General features: G+C 66.6%; 22 protein-coding genes. 5 read left to right on the forward strand and 17 right to left on the reverse strand.

The features are described from left to right. Positions 1-9 precede the first annotated feature (9 nt). Positions 10-480, reverse strand: a complete 471-nt coding sequence (locus tag WC815_10330; protein ID MFA5909162.1) for a Rieske (2Fe-2S) protein — start codon at positions 478-480, stop codon at positions 10-12. Positions 481-640: 160 nt separating this feature from the next. Between WC815_10330 and WC815_10335 the strand changes: the two genes are divergently transcribed. Further along, on the forward strand, positions 641-2,338 hold the full coding sequence (locus WC815_10335) for a hypothetical protein (protein MFA5909163.1): 1,698 nt from the start codon (positions 641-643) through the stop codon (positions 2,336-2,338). A 13-nt stretch (positions 2,339-2,351) separates the two neighbouring features. Here WC815_10335 and nrfD read toward each other — a convergent pair whose 3' ends face one another. From nrfD to WC815_10385, 10 genes are all read right to left on the reverse strand, one after another. Then, on the reverse strand, positions 2,352-3,560 hold the full coding sequence (gene nrfD, locus WC815_10340) for an NrfD/PsrC family molybdoenzyme membrane anchor subunit (GenBank protein ID MFA5909164.1): 1,209 nt from the start codon (positions 3,558-3,560) through the stop codon (positions 2,352-2,354). After that, on the reverse strand, positions 3,557-4,333 hold the full coding sequence (locus WC815_10345) for a 4Fe-4S dicluster domain-containing protein (protein ID MFA5909165.1): 777 nt from the start codon (positions 4,331-4,333) through the stop codon (positions 3,557-3,559). Before WC815_10345 ends, nrfD begins: the two co-directional genes overlap by 4 nt. Then, positions 4,333-5,064, reverse strand: coding sequence for a hypothetical protein (locus tag WC815_10350; protein ID MFA5909166.1), 732 nt, complete (start codon positions 5,062-5,064; stop codon positions 4,333-4,335). The genes WC815_10345 and WC815_10350 overlap by 1 nt, the downstream gene beginning before the upstream one ends. A gap of 115 nt (positions 5,065-5,179) precedes the next feature. Further along, complete coding sequence (locus tag WC815_10355; GenBank protein MFA5909167.1) at positions 5,180-7,591, reverse strand: MtrB/PioB family outer membrane beta-barrel protein; 2,412 nt, start codon at positions 7,589-7,591, stop codon at positions 5,180-5,182. 13 nt (positions 7,592-7,604) lie between these two features. Further along, positions 7,605-8,573: a DmsE family decaheme c-type cytochrome gene (locus WC815_10360; protein ID MFA5909168.1), complete on the reverse strand. Its 969-nt coding sequence runs from the start codon at positions 8,571-8,573 to the stop codon at positions 7,605-7,607. 85 nt (positions 8,574-8,658) lie between these two features. Beyond that, positions 8,659-10,014, reverse strand: coding sequence for a NapC/NirT family cytochrome c (locus WC815_10365; protein MFA5909169.1), 1,356 nt, complete (start codon positions 10,012-10,014; stop codon positions 8,659-8,661). A 50-nt stretch (positions 10,015-10,064) separates the two neighbouring features. Beyond that, complete coding sequence (locus WC815_10370; protein MFA5909170.1) at positions 10,065-10,889, reverse strand: hypothetical protein; 825 nt, start codon at positions 10,887-10,889, stop codon at positions 10,065-10,067. Then, complete coding sequence (locus WC815_10375; GenBank protein ID MFA5909171.1) at positions 10,886-11,929, reverse strand: cytochrome c3 family protein; 1,044 nt, start codon at positions 11,927-11,929, stop codon at positions 10,886-10,888. Before WC815_10375 ends, WC815_10370 begins: the two co-directional genes overlap by 4 nt. 8 nt (positions 11,930-11,937) lie before the next feature. Further along, complete coding sequence (locus WC815_10380; protein ID MFA5909172.1) at positions 11,938-12,276, reverse strand: c-type cytochrome; 339 nt, start codon at positions 12,274-12,276, stop codon at positions 11,938-11,940. Between the two features lie 11 nt (positions 12,277-12,287). Further along, positions 12,288-12,632, reverse strand: coding sequence for a c-type cytochrome (locus tag WC815_10385; GenBank protein ID MFA5909173.1), 345 nt, complete (start codon positions 12,630-12,632; stop codon positions 12,288-12,290). Positions 12,633-12,873: 241 nt separating this feature from the next. Here WC815_10385 and WC815_10390 point away from each other — a divergent pair, with 241 nt between their 5' ends. Further along, positions 12,874-14,706, forward strand: coding sequence for a heavy metal translocating P-type ATPase (locus WC815_10390; GenBank protein ID MFA5909174.1), 1,833 nt, complete (start codon positions 12,874-12,876; stop codon positions 14,704-14,706). 193 nt (positions 14,707-14,899) lie between these two features. After that, positions 14,900-15,598 carry a VIT family protein gene (locus WC815_10395; protein MFA5909175.1) on the forward strand — a complete coding sequence of 233 codons (699 nt, stop codon included), beginning with the start codon at positions 14,900-14,902 and terminating at the stop codon, positions 15,596-15,598. A gap of 16 nt (positions 15,599-15,614) precedes the next feature. On the opposite strand, the gene WC815_10400 is transcribed toward WC815_10395, so the two are convergent. From WC815_10400 to WC815_10410, 3 genes are all read right to left on the reverse strand, one after another. Then, the gene (locus tag WC815_10400; protein ID MFA5909176.1) at positions 15,615-16,166 is read right to left on the reverse strand and encodes a DUF4136 domain-containing protein; all 552 of its coding nucleotides are present in this window, start codon (positions 16,164-16,166) and stop codon (positions 15,615-15,617) included. A 117-nt stretch (positions 16,167-16,283) separates the two neighbouring features. After that, positions 16,284-16,532: a hypothetical protein gene (locus WC815_10405; GenBank protein MFA5909177.1), complete on the reverse strand. Its 249-nt coding sequence runs from the start codon at positions 16,530-16,532 to the stop codon at positions 16,284-16,286. Between the two features lie 25 nt (positions 16,533-16,557). Further along, the gene (locus tag WC815_10410; GenBank protein MFA5909178.1) at positions 16,558-17,019 is read right to left on the reverse strand and encodes a hypothetical protein; all 462 of its coding nucleotides are present in this window, start codon (positions 17,017-17,019) and stop codon (positions 16,558-16,560) included. A 326-nt stretch (positions 17,020-17,345) separates the two neighbouring features. Between WC815_10410 and WC815_10415 the strand changes: the two genes are divergently transcribed. Further along, complete coding sequence (locus WC815_10415; protein MFA5909179.1) at positions 17,346-17,768, forward strand: CBS domain-containing protein; 423 nt, start codon at positions 17,346-17,348, stop codon at positions 17,766-17,768. Between the two features lie 276 nt (positions 17,769-18,044). Further along, positions 18,045-19,148 carry a PAS domain S-box protein gene (locus WC815_10420; GenBank protein ID MFA5909180.1) on the forward strand — a complete coding sequence of 368 codons (1,104 nt, stop codon included), beginning with the start codon at positions 18,045-18,047 and terminating at the stop codon, positions 19,146-19,148. 11 nt (positions 19,149-19,159) lie between these two features. Here the strand turns inward: WC815_10420 and WC815_10425 are convergent, their stop codons facing one another. The 3 genes from WC815_10425 to WC815_10435 all read right to left on the reverse strand — a co-directional run bounded on the left by WC815_10425 (position 19,160) and on the right by WC815_10435 (position 21,582). Next, on the reverse strand, positions 19,160-20,524 hold the full coding sequence (locus WC815_10425; GenBank protein ID MFA5909181.1) for a sigma-54 dependent transcriptional regulator: 1,365 nt from the start codon (positions 20,522-20,524) through the stop codon (positions 19,160-19,162). After that, a complete protein-coding gene (locus tag WC815_10430) occupies positions 20,524-20,991 on the reverse strand; it encodes a response regulator (protein ID MFA5909182.1) in 468 nt (155 codons plus the stop codon). The genes WC815_10425 and WC815_10430 overlap by 1 nt, the downstream gene beginning before the upstream one ends. A gap of 213 nt (positions 20,992-21,204) precedes the next feature. Beyond that, on the reverse strand, positions 21,205-21,582 hold the full coding sequence (locus WC815_10435) for a response regulator (GenBank protein ID MFA5909183.1): 378 nt from the start codon (positions 21,580-21,582) through the stop codon (positions 21,205-21,207). Between the last annotated feature and the right edge of the window lie 95 nt (positions 21,583-21,677).

Consider the following 21,677-nt stretch of genomic DNA (forward strand, 5'->3'; position numbering starts at 1 on the left):
TGGCGTGTGCTAGGTCCGCGAAATGACGACGTCTTCCTGCCCGGGCTCGCCGCGCAGGTTGACCTTGAAAACTTCCAGCGGGCGCGGCGGCGGCCCCGAGATCACGTTGCCCGAGAGGTCGTAGAGGCCGTTGTGGCACGCGCACCAGATTTGCGACGTCTCGGATTTGTACTGAACCGTGCATTCGAGGTGGGTGCAGACGGCGTTGAAGGCCTTGAACTGCCCGTCACTGGTGCGCACCAGGATCGCGGGCTTGGTGCCGAACTTCAGGACGGCGCCGGTGTTGGGCCTGAACTCCGACACCTTGCCGGCGACCACACTGTCGGTGGCCGGTTCCGCGTTCGCCGGCGGAATGACGTAGCGCCAGACGGGATAAAGGATCGACATGAAGGTCGAGGCGAAGCCGAGGCCGAGGAGCGTGTCTAGGAAAGTGCGTCGCGGCGACTCTCGCTGTTGGAGATGCGCGTCCTGAGACGACATGACGTGACCCCGTTGCGGCGAGGTGGCGTGGAGTGGACCTGGAAGTGGATCGGCGGGCCGCGTTCCGCTGTCGCCGAGTATACACCTCCGCTCACACGGCTGGGGTGTAGAATTCAACTGCGGCTTGCTGTCAGCCCCGGCGCCGCGGAGGAGACCGAACATGCCGCCTCTGTCGAGTTCGATCGAGGAGCAAGTTCAGCAGCTGACGCGCCGGCTCGAAGAGTTCGAGTCACGCCTGGCAGCCATCGAACAGGCCGCACCCCGCGCGGGCGTGTTCGCCACGGCCGTCGAATCCCCACCGCCGGCAGCCACCGCCACCGCCTTCGATCCACTGGGCGCGCTGACCTACCTGGGCCGATCGCTCATTATTCTAGGCGGCGCCTTTCTGCTCCGCGCCCTCACCGAAGCCGGCACCTGGCCGCCCGTCGTCGGTGTTTCGATGGGACTCCTCTACGCGCTGACATGGCTGGTGGCGTCCGGCCGTGCGGCGGCCGGCGGCCGCCGCCTCCTGGCGACCTTCGACGGGGGAACGGCGGTCGCCATCGGCTTCCCGTTGATTATGGAGGCGGCGCTCAAGTTCGGCCTGTTCACACCCACGATGACGGCCGCCGCTCTCGGCGTCTTCACCGCCTGCGTCCTCCTGTCGGCCAACTACGGCCGGTTACAGAGTCTGGCGTGGCTGGCCAGCTTGGGCGGACTCGCGACCGGTCTGACGCTGATGGCCCGCACCGGCGCGGTGGCGCCCCTGTCGTTCTACTTCACCAGCCTTGGCGTCGGCACGCTGTGGCTGGGCTACTTGCGTGAATGGCGCGGGCTGCGCTGGCCCACCGGCGCGGTGGCCTGCTTTGCCGTGCTCGGCGTCACCCTGCGCGCCGTGGCGCAGCCGCCGGTGGATCCGGCCACGACGGCGTGGGCGATCCAGGGGTTCCTGCTGGTGGCGTATCTCGGTTCGATCGCCATCCGGACACTCGTACGCGGCCGGCAGGTGATCGTGTTCGAGATGGCGCAGACGGTGCTGGTCCTCGTCGTCGGCCTGGGCGGCATGATCGCGGTCGGGCACGGCGCTGACGACGGCGACCGGTTGCTCGGTGGCGTGATCATCGGATTGGGCGCGGCCGCGTATGCGGTGTCGTTCCAGTTCCTGGCCCGCCACGCGCCGGGCGCGCTCAACTTCTACTTCTACAGTTCGCTGGCGCTGATCTTCGTGATGGTGGGCACGTGGACGGCGCTTCACGGCCCCGCCCGCGCGCTGGCGCTGACCGGCATCGGCGTCGCGCTGGCGGTGGCGTGGTCGCGATCGTCGCGGGCCACGCTCGGGGCTCACACGGCGATTGCCCTGGTCGCCGCCGCCGGGGACGCCGGTCTTTTGACCCTGGGTCTCGCGGTGTTCATGGGCGAGCTCCCGTCCGCCAGCCTGTCGCTATGGCCGGCGCTGGTGGCATTCGGCGCCGTGCTGGCCCTCAGCGGGAGCCGGCTCACCGCCTGCCGCGGCGCGCTCTCGGCAGCCGACGCGCCGGGCCTCACGCTCGGGCTCGTCGCCGTGGTCGGGCTCGCGGGCCTCGTCACGTTGGCGGCTGTCGCGGCCGCCGCCGCGGTGTCGCTGCCGGTGAGCGCCGACATGTTGACGACGATGCGCACGGCCGTGCTGTCGATGGTCGCGGTTGGATGCGCGCGGCTGGCTCGCACGGGACGCTTCTCGGCGATCGGTTGGCTGGCGTACCCGCTGCTGGCCGCAACCGGCCTGAAGCTGGTGGCGATCGACCTTCGCTCTTCGCAAGCATCGACCTTGTTCGCGGCGCTGGCGTTCTACGGCGCCGCGCTGGTGCTGGTGCCGCGGCTGCGCAAGCTGACGGAGTGACGCGGCCGCCGGCTCACGCGGGCGTGTGCGCCTCGTCCATGAGCGGTTTGGTGGGCAGCAGCTTGATCAACACCGCCAGGACCACGAACGGCAGCACGAGGAGCAAGAGCGCGGTCAGGAAACCCTCGAGGCCCATGATCGCCATCTTGTATTCCATCAGCCCCCGGAAGCTTTTCGAGAAGAGCTGCCCGCCAATCACGATGTTCCAGCGCGTGCTGAAGATGCCCACCTGGATCAGGATGACCGCCGTGAAGTACAGCAGCTTCCGGCCGTCCTCGCTGAGTTTCTGCCACTTGGCGACGATCAGGAGGCCGAGCGGGACCAGCATGCCGAGCAGGATCTGCAGCACGATCAGGCTCAGGAACAGCTTCTGCCTGATGAGCGAGCCAAGGATTCGCACCGACTCCTCGCTCTCGTAGAGACGGTGGGTGAAGTCGAGCGCCTCGAGCGTGAAGTCCACGATCACGGCGTAGAAGAGGTAGGACGTGATGGTGTCGAGGCACTTCATGTCCACCTGCTCCTTCCGGAGCGCGGCCAGGATCATGTAGAGAAAGATGACGAGCGCGATCCCGGAGACGATGGCCGACATCAGGAACACGATCGGGATCAGCACGCTGCTCCACCAGGGGTTCGCCTTCACCGACCCGAAGATGAAGCCCACGTACCCGTGCAGCAGGAAGGCCGACGGGATGCCGACGATGGTGATGATCCGGATGGCCTTCTGGTCGAACGCCAGCGCTGCCGCGCTGATGTCAGTCGAGAACAGCGACGCCGCCCGGTAGAACCACCGCATCGGCACCGGCGCGCGCCGCGAGAGCAGGATGAGGTCCCGCCGGTACTCGAACCAGACCTCGAGCAGCAGGACACCGACGAGATACCACCCGTAGACGAACCCGAACATGGCCATCGCCGAGGTCAGGTTCGGGGCCAGCAGGATCTCGTAGAACCGCTCGGGGTGACCGAGGTGCAGCAAGAGGGGCAGCGGCGCCACCATCATGAAGCTGAACGCGGTGAGCAGGGCCAGCCGATAGGTTGGCCGCACCTCTTCCACGTTGAAGACATTCTCGAGCGACGCCAGGATGAACGCCCCCGCGACCAGGCCCGTGATGTAGGGATACACCACGATCAGGATCGACCAGTGGATTTCGATCTCGTTGGGATAGATGAACCCGGTGACCTGGGCCAGCAACTCCGACAGGTGCGCCGTGGCTTCGGGGGTCATCGCACTTCTCCGTCGAGCTGCGCGTAGTAGACCTTGGGCTCGGTGTTGAGCGCCGGCTTGAGGACGTGGATCTTGTTCATCCGCGCGAATCGCACGAGCCGGCTGGCCTTGCTCCTGAGGTCGCCGAAGACGCGCGCCTGGGTCGGGCAGACCTCGACGCAAGCGGGCAGTAACCCCTGGCGGACGCGGTGGTAGCAGAAAGTGCACTTGTCCGCGGTGTGGGTCTTCGGGTTCATGTACCGCGCGCCGTACGGACACGCCTGGATGCAGTACGAGCAGCCGATGCAGCGATTGGCATCGACGAGCACCACCCCGTCTTCGGTCGAGAAGGTGGCGCCGACCGGGCAGACCTGCACGCACGGGGGATTCACGCACTGGTTGCAGAGCTTGGGCACGAAGAAGGTCCGCAGCACGTCGGCATCCTCGGGCAACGCCTCCCTGGCGGCCTCGCTGTGGCGGCTGATGTTGGTCACCGTGACCTCGCCGTCCTTCTTGATCACGTACCGCTCCACCCAGGTGCGGTAGTGGAAGTCGTCCTGCGGCACGTCGTTTTCCGCCTTGCACGCCTCGACACACCGGTTGCAGCCGATGCACTTGTCGATCTCGATGCCCATGCCGTAGAGGTGGTCCTGGGGGTTGTAGTCAGGGGTGCCCGGTGGCGCGGGCGCCGCCTCCTGCGCCTGCACGTCCACGCCCAGCGCGCCCAGCACGCCGGCCGCCGGGAAGAACAGGATGAGGCCCTGCATGCTCTTCAAGAATTCGCGCTTGTTCATCACCGGCCCTCCGGAAGGTGCGGATAGTGGCATTGCCAGCAGAGATACGGAGTGCCGTGGGTCGTGATGTCAACCTTCGGCGGGTCCTTCTGCTTCGAATCGTTCCCGTGACACGTGGCGCAGAACTCCCGCGACTGAGGCTTCGACGGCAGCGCCGTCCGCGGCGACGTCTTGTGCAACTCGGGCGTGACGTGGCACGTCGTGCAGTCCAGGAGCGCGTGGCTCGAGACGGCCTTGGTCCGCTCGATCTGCGCATGACACGCGGAACAGGCCCGCGGCGTCTCAGGCGGCGACGGATCGTGTGGGTTGTGGCACTCGATACACGCCTTGAGCGGATTGTGGGCGGTCGGGTTGATCTGCGGGAAGCCCGTCGGCCGCGAGGCGTCGTAGGCATGGCAGACGGGGCAGAACTTCCGGTCGCGCGGTGCGGGCGGCTTTATCGCCCCCGGGTCAGCAGCATGGCCCGAGGCCGGCCCGTGACACCCCTCGCACGAGAGACTCCGGTGGAAGCTCTTACCCTTGGTGGTGCCCTCGTCCTCGTGGCAGACGACGCACGTCTCGGATCCGGCGAACTTCACCGGCTTGGCGAGCTCCCGTTCGACGGTGGTCGAGCGGTGCACCTCGGTGGAGACGAGGTCCTTCGGGATCACATAAAACCGGATCGCCAGGGCGGTGCCGACGAGCACCGCATTCACGACCAAAAGCCGTTTGACCTGCTCGGGAATTTTCATTTATGACCCCGTCGGATGAGGCCTGCTTAAGCAAAAAAGGTGCCTTTCGGATCGGTACAAAAAAACGGGGCGGCTGGCGGCCGCCCCGGAGGATTCCTGTCGGAACGGAGCAGCCCTAGAAGCGGTACAGCAGGCGCACGAATACCCGGTGCCCCTCGTAGGGCCGGTTGCCGTAGCCGGTCCTCAGGCTGCCCAGCCAGTCGATGCGCGGGATGCCCGTGGCATCCGTGAAGCCCACCGGACCATTGGAGTCGATGGTGTTCCAGTCGGTGATGCTTTGCTTGTCGTACGCGTACCCGATGCCGGCGCCCACGGCGGACGTCAGGAAGTACTTCAGGTCCACCGCGAAGCGCTGCCACTCGTTGACGACGTTTGGCAGCGGGACGAAGGCGTTGGTCGCCTGCAGCGCCGAAATGCGCGGGCCGCCGTAGGTAAACGCGTTGTCCGAATCGTTCAACTCGTAGCTGAACCGGACGTCGGCCTTGGCGCCGGCCAGCCCGTTCAGATCGAGGTAGGTCATGAACGTGTTCACGACCTCGTTGTTGTCGAGCGTCCAGTTCCGGCTCGGGTCGATCCAGCTCGCGTCTGGCGGCGGGTTGGAGTTGCGCGACTTCTGCAAGGCGTCAAACTTGTCGCGCCCCCAGCTGAGACCGAAGTGCACGGTGTCGTTGGGGTTCAGGTTGAGGCCCGCGACCACCGCGTCCACATCCTGGCTCATCAGGCCGAAGTACTCGCGTCCGGCGGGGATGGACTCATCGGCCAGGAACGTGTCTTTGGTCGTCGACCATTGCACGAACACATCGACCATCGGCGCCGGATTGACGCTGAAGATGACGGACGCGCGCGTCCGATCCCGGTCGGCCTCGTCGTAGTAGCGCAGCCCCGGCTGCGTGCCTGCCGGGCCCGACTCATAGTCGATGCCGCTCAGGATATAGCCGTCGCCGCGCCGGCTTCCCGCGTCGAAGGTGGCTCTCACGGTGGCCCGGTTGTACAGGTTGGCGTCATAGGCCAACCGGAACGTGTTCTCCGACACGTCACTGAAGCCGCGTCCCTCGCGCTCGAACATCTCGTTGGCGTATCCCACGCGGAGCGACCCCATGTCGCGCAACCCGAACGTGGCGTTGGCATCGAAGTTCTTGCGCGTGATGTGGAAATACTCCGAGTAGCCCTCGACGAACGGCGTGGTCGGCTCGTCCGCCAGTTCCTCGGGCACGCCGTCGAAGCGCACGTACTCGCGGCCGTCGAAGTGCGGGGTGTTGTTGTCGTGCTCGTTGTAGCGGTAGCGCGCCTGGATGGTCAGGTACCGCATCGGCCGGCTGGTGAGGTTGAACAGCGCGTTCAGGCTGTTCACCTCGGCCTGCGCCGAGGCACGGGGAAGGGCGCGCAAGCCGTGGAATGCATCCAGCACGACGGCGTTATTGATCGACGAATTGAGCGTCCACGGTAACAGCGACTCGTTCTGCCGCATGTAGGTCAGCTGCACGTTGCCGTTGACCGTGGTCTTGGGCAACACCTTGTACATTCCGGTCAAGCCAAACGAGTTGAGCGTGTTGCTCGGCCAGAGGGCGGCTTGCCCAAGCGCCGGACCATTGCCGTTGCTGTAGGCGCTCGCGTCATAGGGACCGCTCGGGGGCAGCAGGCCATTATTGAAGTCGGTCGCCCGAATCGGGTTGTCCCAGGTCAGCGTCTGCACGCTGTTCTCGAAGAAGCTGCCCCAGTAGTTCAGGCGGAACATGCCCTTGGCATTCACCCACTCGGTACCGGCCTTGAGCTCGTTGTTGCGGTGATCGATGGGTGCCGCCAGCTCGTTGGCGTTGTTGAAGGCGAAGGACGCCGCCCACGGCATCGAGCCGTTGCGGCCGGTTGACGAGAAGTCCGCGTCGATGTCAAACGACGGCGTCGCCGAGTATTTGAATTTTACTCCGGCGATGCTGCGCAGCACTTCCATGTCGTCCGGCCGCAGCAACTGGTTGTAGATCGACCGGTTGGCCCTGGCCGCCGCCGCCGTGGTGGCGTTGCAGGAGGTCGGCCCGCTGCCCGGGGCGCAGGGTACACCCACCGCCGTGCCGTCGCCCGCCACGTTGGTTGGCCCCTGGATGGCCTGGCGCGCGGCCGCATCCAGCGTGAACCGCCCGTTGCCTTCGTTCTTCCACACCAGCGGCGCGTCGTACAGGTAGTTCAAGGGAATCGAGTCGTACACGCCGCTCATGGTGAATTTCCCGTTGGTGTACTCGGCCGAGTAGCGCTGATCGCGGTAGCCCATGTTGGAGGCCTTGGCCTCAAACCGGTACTTCTCGGTGTCCTTCTTCATCTCGAAGAGCGTCGTCGCGCCTGGGCGCAGGTCCCGGTAGCGCTCGAAGCGCGCTTCGTCACCATCAATGCTGCCGCCACGGAACCCGAAGTCGGCCAGGCCCACGGTGGGCACGCCGGCGGGAGGCAGGGGCTTGGTCGGCGGCGTCTGGGCCTGCGCCAGATGGGCGGAGGCCAGCAGCAGTGCCGCACAGATTGCTATCGTTCGTTTGCGCATCGCATGCCTCCAATCACCGCAGGAAGAATTTGCCGTTCGGGTGGTTCGACCCGTGAACCTGCTGATGGCAGTTCGCGCAGGACTTGCCGTACATCTTGTTGGCGTTCTGCGTGTTGTTCAGGGTAGAGCCCTCGTAAACGGTTGGAGGGTGCCGCGAGGTCACATGACACCGCTGGCACAGGAACGGCAGCTTCGCGACCAGCATCCGGTCGTTGTTGCTGCCGTGCGAGTCGTGACAGGTCGTGCAGCTGTCGACAACCGGAGCGTGCTCCCACAGGAACGGTCCCCGCTTCTCGGTGTGGCAGCTGGTGCAGCTCTGATCCACCGTGGTGCCCGTGCGCAGCAGCTTCACGTTCACCGAGCCGTGGACGTTGTGGCACGAGGCGCAGGTCATCTTGCCCTCGCGGACCGGCATGTGATTGAAGCGCTGCTGCTTGTTGGTGATGGTCTGATGGCAGCGGGCGCAGGTGAGCTGCTGGGTCTTCGCGCGCATCAGCGTCGGCCCTTCCGCCGAGTGGACGCTGTGGCAGTCGATGCACTTGAGGTTCCGGTTTTCGTGCTGGCTGCCGTCCCACAGGGCGTGCTCGCCCCGGTTATGGCACGTCTGGCACTGGCGGTTGCCCTCGCTCGCCGCGACCTTGTCAAACTGAATCGGCTTGATCTTCTCCGGGTCGCTGGCATGAGCCTCGCCGGGGCCATGGCACGACTCGCAGCCCATTTTCGCCATCGGTGTGCGGGCGTTGGCTTTGAACCCGTGCTTGGTCCCGTCCACGTTCTTGTCGTAGCCCTCGTGGCACGTGGCACAGGCCTCGGCGCCGACATACCCGGCCGGCGGCGTCGCGGGCGCCTGCTGCGGCGCGGGCGCCTCGACGGCGACCGGCGCGGCCGGAACCGGCGTTGGCGGCGACGCGACGCCGCGCGTCACGAACAGCGCGCCCCACAGGCCCGCCGTCAACACCAAGACATATTTAGTGATCGACATAGACATCCTCCGGGCTTAGCCGGTGCTGAATTCTTTCCCACCGCTGGGAAATATCCCACCGGTGCCTACGCCCTGACTGTCTCATTCAGGACACTTCATGGCAGGTCGAGCAATCCTGCGAAATCACCTTGCCATCGCGAGTCTTGTGCTCCTCGTCATGACACCGGAAGCAGCCCGGAAACTCCGTGTGGCCTTTGTTGTCCGGGTGGGTCCCAAACGTCACCTTCATCGCTGGAAACACATTGCGGCTGTGCAAGCCCTGTACCCCTCGCACGGTGCGCTCGATATCTTCTTGCCGCGACGTCCACAGCGCGGGGTAGCCGTCACGATAGAACGCGCTCACCCGGCTGGCAATCTCGCGTTCGGCCGTGGCGCGGTCAGGGTAGGGCACGGTCAGCGCCGCCACCGCCTCGCGCTTCGCAAACGGCAGGTCCTTGGCGATGGCACCAGACGCCATGGCCTCGTTGACCGCCCGATCGGCCGACCGGGCAAAAATGTGGCTCGGGCGATTGTGACAGTCAACGCAGTCCATACGCCGGCGTTCGCCGCCGGCAAGTTCAGCCTCGGTGACGCCCTCCGCGTAGTACTCGCGGCTCTCCCCGTCTCCCGTCGTCAGCTTGACGTATCCAATCTTTTGGCGCTCGCGGTCCAATGCGATGTATTCGACGACGTTCTCCTCCGCAACGTGCCAGTGAATGCCGGTCGGACGGCCGGTGCCGTCAACACCGCCGATGCGCAGCCGGAGGTTGGTCACCGACTCGGTGTTCTTCTCGTCGTCGGCGTACTCGCGCCTGGTCTCGACCTTGTCACCGTGAAACTGCGCCGGCCAGTGGCATTCCGCGCACGTTTCGCGTGCCGGCCGAAGGTCGTGGACCGGTGACGGAATCGGCCGGCTATGCGTGTTCAACAGCACGGCAAACACCTGGCGGGTGCCGGAGAGCTTCGACTTGGCAAACCAGCCCGCACCCGAGCCGATGTGGCACGACACGCACTTGACGCGGGCGTGAGGGCCGTTCTGATAGGCGACGTATTCCGGCTCCATCACCTCGTGACAGACCTGACCGCAAAAGCCGACCGAGTCCATCGCCTCGACGCCCTTGTAGGCGGCGGCCGACACAATCAGCAGGTTGACGGGTGTCAGCACCGCGATGATGAACAACGTCGTTCGCGTGTGAGGGTGATTGAGGTCGAGCCGCGGCCACTGCCGCAGGCTCGGGGGCAGCCCCCGGTGGCGCCGGCGCCGTTCCAGCCACGCGCCAAACGGAATCAGCAGCAGGCCGATGACGGCGAGCGCGGGCAGGGTGATGAAGAAGACGATGCCGAGATACGGGTTCTCGTGACCGGTCAGGCCGGTCAATTCGATGGCAAAGAACCCAGCGAACAGCAACACCGCGATCGTGGTCAGCAGCGCGCCGATGACCGTGACGGGATTACGAAGCACGGCGACGGGCGACGCTGACGATGGCTCGGATGGATCCGGTCGATCCTCACTCATTGAAATGTTCCCGCGATGATGAATACCAGCAGCACCAGTCCGAGCGCCACTGCCGCTGCCCCGATCACGCGGCCGCCTCTCGAGAGCCACACCGGTGCCGCCGGCGTGGCCAGCCTGTCGAGCTTGCCTTCGGCGACCAGCCGCTCGTACTCGGCGGGCCGTTCGCGCCGAAGCTCCGCTTCCGTCACCTGCCCGGTGAACATCACCATGTCCATCGGGAACTTCTCGGGCCGGAAGTGGCTGTTGAAGAAATGGATCGTGAAAATGAAGCCGGTGGCGAGGAGCGCCTCCTCACCGTGGAGCACTGTGGCGACGTTGTAGATCCAGCCTGGGAGGGACCACGACGCAAAGAATTGCGGGAACCACAGCAGCAGCCCCGATCCACCGATGATGATCATGCCCCAGAACACGGCCCAGTAATCGAACTTCTCCCAATACGTGTAGCGATCGAATCGTGGGCGGTCGGCCTTGCCGGCGAACCACATGAGGTGCTGCCAGAACTGCACGGCGTCACGCGGCTGCGGAATCATCGACGACGGCCCCCACAACAGCCCGTGATTCTTGCCCACGACCAAGCGCCACGCAAGCTCGGCCAGATGACCCGCGAAGAGCAGCAGCAGCAGCGAGGCGAAAAACCGATGCGCGATGCCGGCCGCCTGAATGCCGCCGAGTGCGTGCGACAGGGTGTGCGCCCACGCGCGGTGGCTGAACAACAGCGGCAGCCCGGTCGTGGCGAGTCCAAGGAAACTCGTGAACAGCACGAAGTGCATCCACCGCTGGTAGGGCTTGAACCGGACGATGTGTCGCGCACCGGGCGTCATGAGACGGTGTCCTCTCCGGCGGCGGCGGCCGCGCGCTGCTCACGGCGCGCCTTGAACGATCGCGGGAACCACAGCAGCGTGTGCACCCCGAAGAAAGCGAAGACACCGATCAGCAGGACCTGCATGAGCCGGTAGGTCCAGTACACCGGCGCGCTGCGGGCCGGATCGTGTTTGTCGGCGTGCGGGTCGTACTTGACGAACGCCGCGGTGGCCTGCGCGTGACATTGCCGGCAGGTGTTCACGAGATTCTGCGGAGAGACCGTCGACGCGGGGTTGCTCGCCGGCAGGATCACGTGATGGTCGTGGCAGTCGCTGCACGTCGCGGTGCGCGCGGATCCGAGCGCGGTCCTCTGGCCGTGGAAGTTGTCGCGGTAGGACGAGATCCGGCCGAGGTGGCAGGTGCCGCATTCCTCGATCACCGACAGACGCCAGGTATCGGTGTCGCCGCGTTGAATGCGATGCGCGGTGTGGCAGTCGGAACAGACGGCGGCCGCCGAGCCCCCGGGGCCAAGTGGCTGCGCGTGCACGCTCTTCGCGTAGAGCGGCTCGATGCCCTGATGGCACGTCGTGCACGTGCCGGCAATCTTCGCGCGATGAACGGAGCTGTCGGGGTTACTCCTGCGCTGAATGTCGTGCGTGCCATGGCACGTGCCGCAGCGGGGTGCCACGGCCAGGCCGCTTTTCGCGACGGCGCGGCCATGCACGCTGTCGGCGTAATTGCTGCCCTCCTGTCCGTGACAGGTCCCGCACGCCGCCGGCTGGAGCTTCTCGGGATGCGGCCACTCGGTGGTCTTCGCCAGATCGGCGTGGCAACTCACGCAGGGGAGCGCGCCGTGAACGGATTTGCCGAGCACGTCCGCGGCCACGGCGACACTCGAACCGTTGGCCCGCGTCGCGGTGCTGTCACCGTGACACGCCAGGCAGTCGTCGTTCGCGGGCGCCACCGGCGCCGCCGGCGCCTGCGCCGCGGCAGATCCCGCTGCTGCGAGCAGCAGGCAGACCACGACCGTTCCCGTTCCGAATGCGAAGCGCGCCGACATCGCTCAGCCTATTTCGCGAGCGACTTCATGTACCCGACGAGCGCATCCAGGTCGGCCTTCGGCAGAGTGGAATACGCCTTCATCGCGGGCTTCGCGGTTGATTTGGCCTTCTTCGCGGCCTCGACGGGGGCGACGACCCACTCCCGGAGCTGATCCGCGGTGAGCTTGGTGCCGACGCCGTCGAGCGGCAGCTTCTTGTTGCCCACGCCGGCGATTGAATGGCAGAGCGAACACTTCTGCGCGGCGTAGACCTTGATCCCCGCCTCAGTCTGCGCGTAGGCCGGACCAGCCGACAGCAACAGGGCGCAACCAAGGCCCATCAGCGTCATTGAACAGATGCGAGACATGTGGCCTCCGCCTATTTCTTCTTCTTCGCAGCCAGGAATGCGACCAGGGCGTCGAGGTCTTCCTTCGGCAGGGTCGCGAACGCTTTCATCGCGGGCTTGCGCGCCGCCTGGGCCTGGGCCTTGGCCGCCATTTCCACAGGCGTGACGATCCACTGCCGGATTTCGACGGCGGTCAGCTTGGTGCCCACGCCGTCCAGCGCGCCTTTGGCGTTGCCCTTGCCGTCCAGTGCGTGGCACATCGTGCACTTCTGTGCCGCATAGACCGCCGCGCCCTTATCGGCCGCCGCCGCCCCGCTCGGTGCCGGAGCCGCTTGTGCCGCCGCCCCGCCAATACCCCCGGCGAAAATCGCCAACATCAGGAACCCGCTTACCCGAATTAGTCCGCTCATGTCTTAAATTCCTCCATTGAACAGTCGCGTCGAAGAATGAATGAAGAATGAATATAGCCCTGTTGTATTGCTTCCTCGAACACGCGGCTGTCTTGTTTAGCACATTCTTCTGCAAAGACCTCGCCGCTGCCGCCTCGACCAGAGATCGCTGATTTTTGGCGATATTGGGGGAATATTCCTCGCCGTCTGCGGGAGAATCCCCCTAGGCATGCCGCGATACACCACCACCATTGCCGCCTTCTGCGTCCTGGCGATTGCCGTGCACCTCGGGCTGCGCTTCGGCCTCGACATGCCGGCCACGACCTCCGACCTGCCGCTGCTGGCCACCATCACCCTTGGTGGCGTGCCGCTGGTCTACGAGCTGCTTCGCAGGGCCCTCCGGCGCGAGTTCGGCTCCGACCTGCTGGGCGGCATCTCCATCATCACGTCGATCTGGCTCGGGGAGTACCTCGCCGGCTCGATCATCGTGCTGATGCTGTCGGGTGGCGCCGCCCTGGAGAGCTACGCCCTGCGCAGTGCCTCGTCGGTCCTCGACGCCCTCGCCCGCCGCGTCCCGCTGGTGGCGCATCGCCGCGTCGCCGGCGGCTCCGAGGATGTCGCGCTGGACGACGTTGCGGTGGGCGACATCCTCGTGCTCCATCCGCACGAGATCTGCCCCGTGGACGGCGAGGTGATCGAGGGTCACGGCGTGATGGACGAGTCGTACCTCACCGGCGAGCCCTTCGAGATCACCAAGACGCGCGGCTCGCGCGTCATCTCGGGCGCGATCAACGGACTGTCGGTGCTGGTGATCCGGACGACGCGGCGTGCGGCCGATTCCCGCTACGCGCGAATCATGGAGGTGATGCGCGACTCGGAGCGGACGCGGCCCAGGCTCCGCCGCCTCGGCGATCGCCTCGGCGCCGTCTACACGCCGGTGGCGCTCGCGGTGGCGCTCGCCGCCTGGATGCTCAGCGGCGATCCCACGCGCTTCCTCGCCGTGCTGGTGATCGCCACGCCGTGCCCCCTCCTGATCGCCATCCCCGTCGCCATCGTCGGCTCGATTTCGCTGTGCGCGCGGCGCGCCATCATCATCAAGAGCCCGGTCGTGCTCGAGCAGATTGCGACCTGCCGCACGGCGATTTTCGACAAGACCGGCACCCTGACCTTCGGTGAACCGACGCTCACCGACATCACCGTGGCGGAGGGGTTTGCCCGGGCCGACGTGCTCGCGGCGGTGGCCAGCCTGGAGCAATATTCGAAGCACCCGCTCGCGCGCGCGGTGCTCGCGGCCGCCGCCGGCGTGACGCTGGCCGAAGCCTCGGAGGTCACCGAGCCGCCGGGCGAAGGCCTGTGCGGCGCCGTGCTGGGCCGCCAGATCTCGGTGCTCAGCCGGCGGAAGCTGATCGCGGACGACCCGTCGGTGGCGGCCCTGCTGCCCGACTCCGCCGGCGGTCTCGAATGCATGGTATCCATTGACCGGCGCTACGCGGCGACGCTGCGCTTCCGCGACGCGCCGCGTCCCGACAGCCGTTCGTTCGTGCAGCACCTCGGTCCCCGGCACCAGTTCCGGCGGACCATGATCGTGTCGGGCGACCGCGAGTCGGAGGTGCAATATCTTGCGCGCGAGGTCGGCGTCAGCGAGGTGCACGCGGGCCAGAGTCCCGAACAGAAGCTGGCGCTGGTGCGGGCCGAGACGGCCGCGGCGCCGACGCTCTACGTCGGCGACGGCATCAACGACGCGCCGGCGATGATGGCGGCCACGGTGGGCATGGCCATCGGCGAGCACAGCGACGTGACCGCCGAGGCGGCGGGCGTGGTGGCGCTCGAGAACTCGCTGAAGAAGGTGGACGAGTTCATTCACATCTCCCGGCGCATGCGGTCCATCGCGCTGCAAAGCGCGGTGGGCGGCATGGCGCTCAGCCTGATCGGCATGGGCTTCGCGGCCGCCGGGCACCTGACGCCGGTCGGCGGCGCCGTGTTGCAGGAGGCCATCGACGTGGTCGCCGTGCTCAACGCGTTGCGGGCGGCGTTCCCGCCGTCCGCCATGCACGACTTCTAGGCGAATCGCGTCCCGGCGGCAGGCGGTTTGCACAGGCCGCCTTGGAGTTACGTTCGCTCCGGTGCGGGCGGCCACCGCCGGCTCACGGCAGGCAAGGCGGCGCCGCCACGCGCCGACAGGGCGCGCCACGCGCGTCTTCGTGAAGCAGCACAGTGTCAGGCTCTAATCTCAGGGCGTCCGCAAAGGCGAGTCCATGCTCCCTCACCCGTTAGCCGAGTCCCATCGCACCGACCGCATTGGCTGGCTGCGCGCCGCCGTGCTGGGCGCCAACGACGGCATCATCTCGACCTCGAGCCTGATGCTGGGCGTCGCCGCCGCATCATCGAACCCGCGCGAGGTCTTCGTGGCCGGCGTGGCCGGCCTCATGGCGGGCGCGGTGTCGATGGCGGCCGGCGAGTACGTGTCGGTCAGCTCGCAGGCGGATTCCGAGCGGGCCGAAGTCGAGCGCGAACGCCGGGAGCTGGCCGACGACCCGGACTTCGAGCATGCGGAGCTGGCGGCGATCTACGTGAAGCGGGGATTGGACCAGGCGCTGGCCGATCAGGTGGCGACGCGACTGACGGCCGTGGACGCGCTCGGCGCGCATGCGCGTGACGAGCTGGGGCTGAGCGAAACCATGAGCGCCCGCCCCGTGCAGGCCGGCCTGGCCTCGGCGGCGAGTTTTGCCGTGGGTGCGGCACTGCCGCTCGTGGTCGCCGCGACGGTGCCGGCCGCGCAGGCCGGGACCACCATCGCGGTCTCGTCGCTGGTGTTGTTGTTTGGATTGGGCGCGCTCGCCGCCAAGGTTGGCGGCGCGCCCCCCGGTCGCGCCGCATGGCGCGTGACGTTCTGGGGCGCGCTCGCCATGGGCCTGACCGCCCTGGTCGGCTGGGTGTTCGGACTGGCGGTCTGACCCGACCCCTCCGCCCCTAGCGCAGGGCGGCGCCGCCGCGTGGCAGCAACTGCATCATCTTCGTCACGCCTTCATCGACCTGCTTCTTCAGGCGCTCCTGATTGTCGATCACACCGGTCATGGTGTCTTGCGCCCAGCCGCGCCAGATAACCTTTTTCGTCTTCGCATCGATCAGGTCGATGACCAGCGTCCCTTGCTCGAAGTCCACCACCTGCGGTTCGCAGTTGCCGTAGCAGTAGCCATACGGCTGGTCGGCGCGGTAGACGTCGAGCCGCTGGTTGACGCTCGCGTGGTAGTGAACCAACAGGTCGGCGCCACCGGCCTTCGAGAGCTGGAAGCCCTTCTCGGCCATCTTCTTCTCGATGGTGCCGGTCACGTAGTCGCTGAAGAACGGGTTGTTGTCGAGCCGCGGATCGCCGACGGGCAGGTTGTCGGGCCCGCCCCACTCGAAGGTCGTGAACGCGGCGAAGTTGACGCCGCGCTCGATGTGGGAACTCACGTTCATCGACGCGCAGCCGGCCAGCACGGCAACAGCTACAGCGAGAACGAGTGCATTGACTGTGCGCATGACGATCTGCCTTTCGCGGCAGGCTAACGGGCCCGGCCGATCCGCGCGCACCACTGAGATCCCGGTTACGCGTTTGTCTTAACTCTATTGCGAAACCGGTGCCAAGCCGTTGAGGCCTCAGTACCCGCCGTGGACGCGCACGTATCGGCCCGTGTCGTCACGCTGCAGGAACCCCGCGCCCACGAGGTCGTCGAGCAGGCGTTCACATGTCGCGCGGTCGAGCGACCACAGCCGCATTGCCTGTTCGGCACGCAGCCGCAGGCCGGGCATCTCCCGGTACTCGCCGCGGACCCTGAGCTCCAGGTCATTCGGCGGTGTCCGATTGAACACATATACCGTGCAAGGCTCGCCAATCTGGGACGGCATCACTCCCCCTTCCAATCCTTCCGTTCTAGCGCCTGGTGGTTACCACCTGGCCAACAGCATCGCGCAACACTGCGACGATTACGTGACCCCCGACATCCCGGATCACCAGGTCGTTGCCGATCAACCGGTAATCGAGCGCCGCGGGGAGCGTCGGCAGCGCGCGCGCCAGCACCGGCGGGAACTCGTGGAGTTCCGCGTCCGGGAACGGTTCCAGGGCTGCAGGGTGATGATCGAGCGGCAGCTCCGGCGCCACCGCGGTCATGTGCGTGACGTGGACCTGTTCGTCGAGCGTCTTCGCGATGATCTGGCGGAACACCGTCCCCACCGGCAGCGTGAAGATGCGCGGCGCGGGCGTTGCCGCGCTCGAGTAGCCCTCGACGCTGTCCTGGAACGCTCGAAGAATCTGCGACTGTTCCTGCGGCGTCTGTGCCGCCGCGACTCCCTGAACCAGCCCGATCCCCAGCAAGCCAATGACGATGGTTTTCATGATTCCGCCCTTTGGTGGTTCCGCGTCACCGCTAATACAGCACTCTTCGTGCCATGTTCGTGAGCTGGGAATCCGAAGGCCAGAAGGGCGCCAGCCGGGTGGAAATCCCGCAGCGTTGGGGAGTTTTCCTCGGCGTTTGGCCCTGCCGGGCTTCACTGCCGAGCTGGGTCACCTGCCGCAGCCACCGTTCTCGCCGGGTCCCGTTGGGCCACTCGACGAGGCCGGTCGGCGTTTCCCTGACCGGGCGCGCCCCGCCGGCGGCAGCATCTTTGCACTCTCCAGGGTCGATACAGACGAGGAGAGCTCCGATGAGAGTCTACGAAGTAATGAGCAAAGCCGTTCAGACCGTCAGGCCGAAGGTCGCTGCATCGGAAGCGAAGACCCGGATGAAGCAAGAGAAGATTCATCACCTGGTGGTCACCGATGGCGCCAAGCTGCTCGGCATCGTCTCGGAACGTGATCTCGGCGGGGCCAAGCTGCCCAAGGTGCTGGGCAAGTTCACGGTCTCGGACCTGATGACGAGCCCGGTGGTGACGGTGACGACGCGCACTGCGGTCCGGCGCGCGGCCACCCTCATGAAGGGCCGGTCGCTCGGTTCGCTCGTGGTGACGTCGGCCAACGGCAAGGTGGCCGGCATCGTCACGGTGTCGGACCTGCTGGATCTGATTGCCCGCAAGCCCGAACACAAGTCCAACCGTGACCTGCGCAAGGCTCGCGGCCAGGAGGAATGGTTGGAGACGGAAGAGTAATGCCTGTGACCGCCACAGCCCCTCGCGCCCTGCGACGCGCGGTTGCGGCAGACCCAGCGCGGCGTGAAGAACGCAGACCAACGCGTGACGCGCGGCCGCTGGCTCAACGCGACCCGAAGGTGCGCGCCGGCCACCGCCGGTTCCGCACGGGGCTGTGGCAATACTTCTGGCGCGGCGGCATGCCGACGCTGCTGACGGCGCCGGTCCCGCGCTCTCGCGCGTGCCTCTGCAGGTAGCGAAATCCCCCGCAATCTGCTATTGGTGTCTCCTCACGGCATGAGCGACACCGATCCCAAACCGCAATTGCTCCAATCCGGCCGCATTGCCGAGGCCCGCTGGCGCGCCGTCATCGACGCCGCCGTGGACGGCATCATCGTGATCGACTCGCTGGGGCGGGTTGAAGTCTTCAACGCCGCCGCCCAGCGGATGTTCGGCCATTCCGAAGAGGAAATCCTGGGACGGAACGTCAGCCTGCTCATGCCGGAACCGGATCGGTCCCGCCATGACGGCTACCTCTCGCATCACGCCGCGACCGGCGAACGGAGGATCATCGGCATCGGCCGGGCGGTGACCGGGAAGCGCAAGGACGGGCAGACCTTTCCGCTGCACCTGTCGGTGGGTGAGATGGAAATCGACGGCGAGAGGCACTTCACGGGCATCTTGCATGATTTGTCGAGCCGCGCCGACCTCGAAGATCGCCTGCGCGAGGCGACCGCCCTGGCGCGCCTCGGCGAGATGGCCGCGGTCATCGCCCACGAAGTGAAGAACCCGCTCGCCGCGGTGCGCGGCGCCATCCAGGTGATCGGGTCGCGCATGAAAGGCGGCACCGGCGATGCCGCCATCATCAGGGAAATCATCGCGCGGATCGATGCGCTCAACAGCCTGATCCAGGATCTGCTGGTGTTCTCGCGGCCGCCGAAGCCGAAGCCCGCCGACACCGACCTGGGGGCGCTGCTCGCCTCGGTGGTCAACCTGTTGAAGTCGGACCCGGCCTACGAGCAGCTCGAGGTGTCGATCACCGGCGCGGCGCCGGTGCTGACGTCGGACCCGGCGTTGCTGACCATCGTGTTCCAGAACCTGTTGATCAACTCGGCGCAGGCCATGCACGGCCGCGGGGCGATCGAGGTGACGCTTCGCGCGACCGCCGGCTGGCACCGCGTCGATGTCGCCGACCACGGCCCCGGCATTCCCGCCGAGATTCGCGCCGTGTTGTTCCGCCCCTTCAAGACCACCAAGGCGCGCGGCACCGGCCTGGGCATGGCCACCGCCAAGCGCCTGGTCGAATTGCACGAGGGCCGCATCAGCGTGGTCTGCCCGCCCGGGGGCGGCACGATCGTGTCGGTGGAATTGCCGTCGGGTGACGTGACGGCTGACGGCTGACCGCCGCCGGCTCAGGCCGGCTTTTCGAGCTTGAACTTCTCGATGCGGTAGCGGATCTGGTCGCGGTTGAGGCCGAGCAGGGTCGCCGCCTTGGTCTGGTTCCAGCCGCTGCGCTCGAGCGCCTGCACCACCAGCGAGCGCTCCATCTCTTCGAGGTTGATGCCGGCGGCCGGCAACCCCATTCCCGTGGACAGTTCCGCGTCCGAGGCATTGAGCATGGGGAAGTGGCTCTCGTTGAGCTCGTTGCCCTCGCTCAACAACATCGCCCGCTCGACGGCGTTGCGGAGCTCACGCACGTTGCCGGGCCACGGGTAGGCCTGGAGGGCCTTCAGCGCGCCGGGCGTGACGCCGCGGATCTTCTTGCGGAACTCGGTGTTGAAGTTGTCGATGTAGTGGTTGAGCAGCCGCGGCACGTCGTCGCGCCGATCGCGCAGCGGCGGCAGCGGCACCGCCATCACGTTGAGGCGATAGAAGAGGTCATCGCGGAAGTGGCCCTTCTTGACCTCGTCCTGCAGCGACCGGTTGGTGGCGGCGATCACGCGGACGTCCACCTTGACGTCGGTGGCCCCGCCCACCCGCTTGAACGACTTCTCTTCGAGGAACCGCAGCAGCTTGGCCTGCAGCATCGGCACCATCTCGCCGATTTCGTCGAGGAAGACCGTGCCGCCGTCGGCTGATTCGAGCAGCCCGCGCTTCTGCCGATCCGCGCCGGTGAACGCGCCGCGCTCGTGACCGAACAGTTCGCTTTCGAGCAGCGTCTCGGGCAGCGCCGAGCAGGTGATGTTCATGAACGGCTTCGAGGCGCGGCTGCTGCTGTAGTGAATCACCTTGGCGGCCAGGTCCTTGCCGGTGCCGCTTTCGCCGGTCAGCAGCACGGTGGTGGCCGGGCTGACGCCAATCTTCTGCAGCATGGCGCGCACCGCGACGATCGGGGCGCTCTCGCCGACGATGCTTTCCGGGCTGTACGGCTGCGCCTGACGGGCGCGCAGCGTCCGCACTTCGCGGCGCAGTTGCGTGGTCTCGAGGGCCTTCTCGACGAGCAGCACCACCTCGTCGAGATCGAAGGGCTTGTTGGCGTAGTGGAAGGCGCCGTGCTTCATCGCCTCCACCGCGGTCTGCACGCCGGTCTGCGCCGTCAGCATGATGACCAGGGTGTCGGGGTCCGACTCCTTGATCTGCTTGAGCACCGAGAGACCGCTGGCGTCGGGCAGCCCGATGTCGAGCAGCACCAGATCCACGCCCTCGCGGTAGAGCGACAGCGCCTCGCCGGCGGTGGCGGCCTCGAGGATCCGGTAGCCCTCTTCTTTGAGCCGGCTGGCGAGCGACCAGCGGATCAGTTGCTCGTCATCAACGACAAGGATGGTCGCGTTCGACATCAGGATGGCGGGCCGTCGCGCGACAGCAGGCGACTCAGTTCGTCGAGTTCGAACGGCTTGTTGAGCACCGCCTGCACGCCCAACTCGGCGGCCTCGGCGACGATCTCCGCCGAGCCGAACGCGGTCATCAAGACGACGACGGCGGCGGGCAGCAACTGGCGGACCCTCTCGAGCAGCGACAGGTCATCCATGTCCGGCAGGCGGAGGTCGAGGATGACGACGTCGAATGGCGCCGTGGCCGCGGCGATGACCGCCAGCGCGCCGGCGGCGTCGCCCGCCTCCTGCACCGTCATGCCCATGCCGGAGAGCGTTTCGGACACCGACCAGCGGATCAGCGCCTCGTCATCCACCACCAGCGCGTGTTGGGACACGGCGCCCACCACCGGCGCCTCGAAGTCGCCGTGCGTCACCGGCGCCATCAAGGCATCGGGCAGAAAAGGCTCGTCAACGCAGGAAAGTGGAGTCATGGTCCAGTGGGGCGCTGTCAGGAAACGCCCCAGTATGGCCCAAGCAGCGGCGATTGTTCAACGCGCCCCGGTGGCGACGACTGGTCCAGCACCGAGTACTACCCGGTCGTGAACACGCTCGACGTGCGGAGCAGTGTCTCGCGGTTGTACTCGAGTCCCCGGAATTTCGCGTGTGAGTCGGGAAAATGCCCCGCGTCGCCTCAGTCGCCGGTGTCAGACCTTGGCGACTTCCATCACGAGCCGGCTCAGGTCCGCGAGCTCGAATGGCTTGGTGAGGACGCCACGCACGCCCAGGTGGTAGGCGTCGGCGAGGATCTCGGGCGTGCCGAACGCCGTCATCAACACGACCGGCGTCTCGGGCACCAGTTGCCGGATGGTCGCCAGCAGCGACAGGTCACGCATGTCGGGCAGGCGCAGATCCAACACAATCACGTCGAAGGGCAGCACGGTGCTGGTAATGGCATGCAAGGCCGAGGCGGCGCAGTCGGCCTGCTCCACGTCGAGTCCGAGGTCGGCAAGGGTCTCGGTCACCGACCACCGAATCAGCGGTTCGTCGTCGACGACCAGCACGTGGAGTGGGGGTTTTTTCACGGCGACCCTCGGAATCTCACGTGCGACCGGGAGCGAACCGGGAATCCAGGGCCCGGAAACACGCGCGGTTGTGCACGCGATCCTGTTCATGCCGG

This window comes from Vicinamibacterales bacterium (assembly GCA_041659285.1).
In the GTDB taxonomy this organism is placed as follows: domain Bacteria; phylum Acidobacteriota; class Vicinamibacteria; order Vicinamibacterales; family UBA2999; genus 12-FULL-67-14b.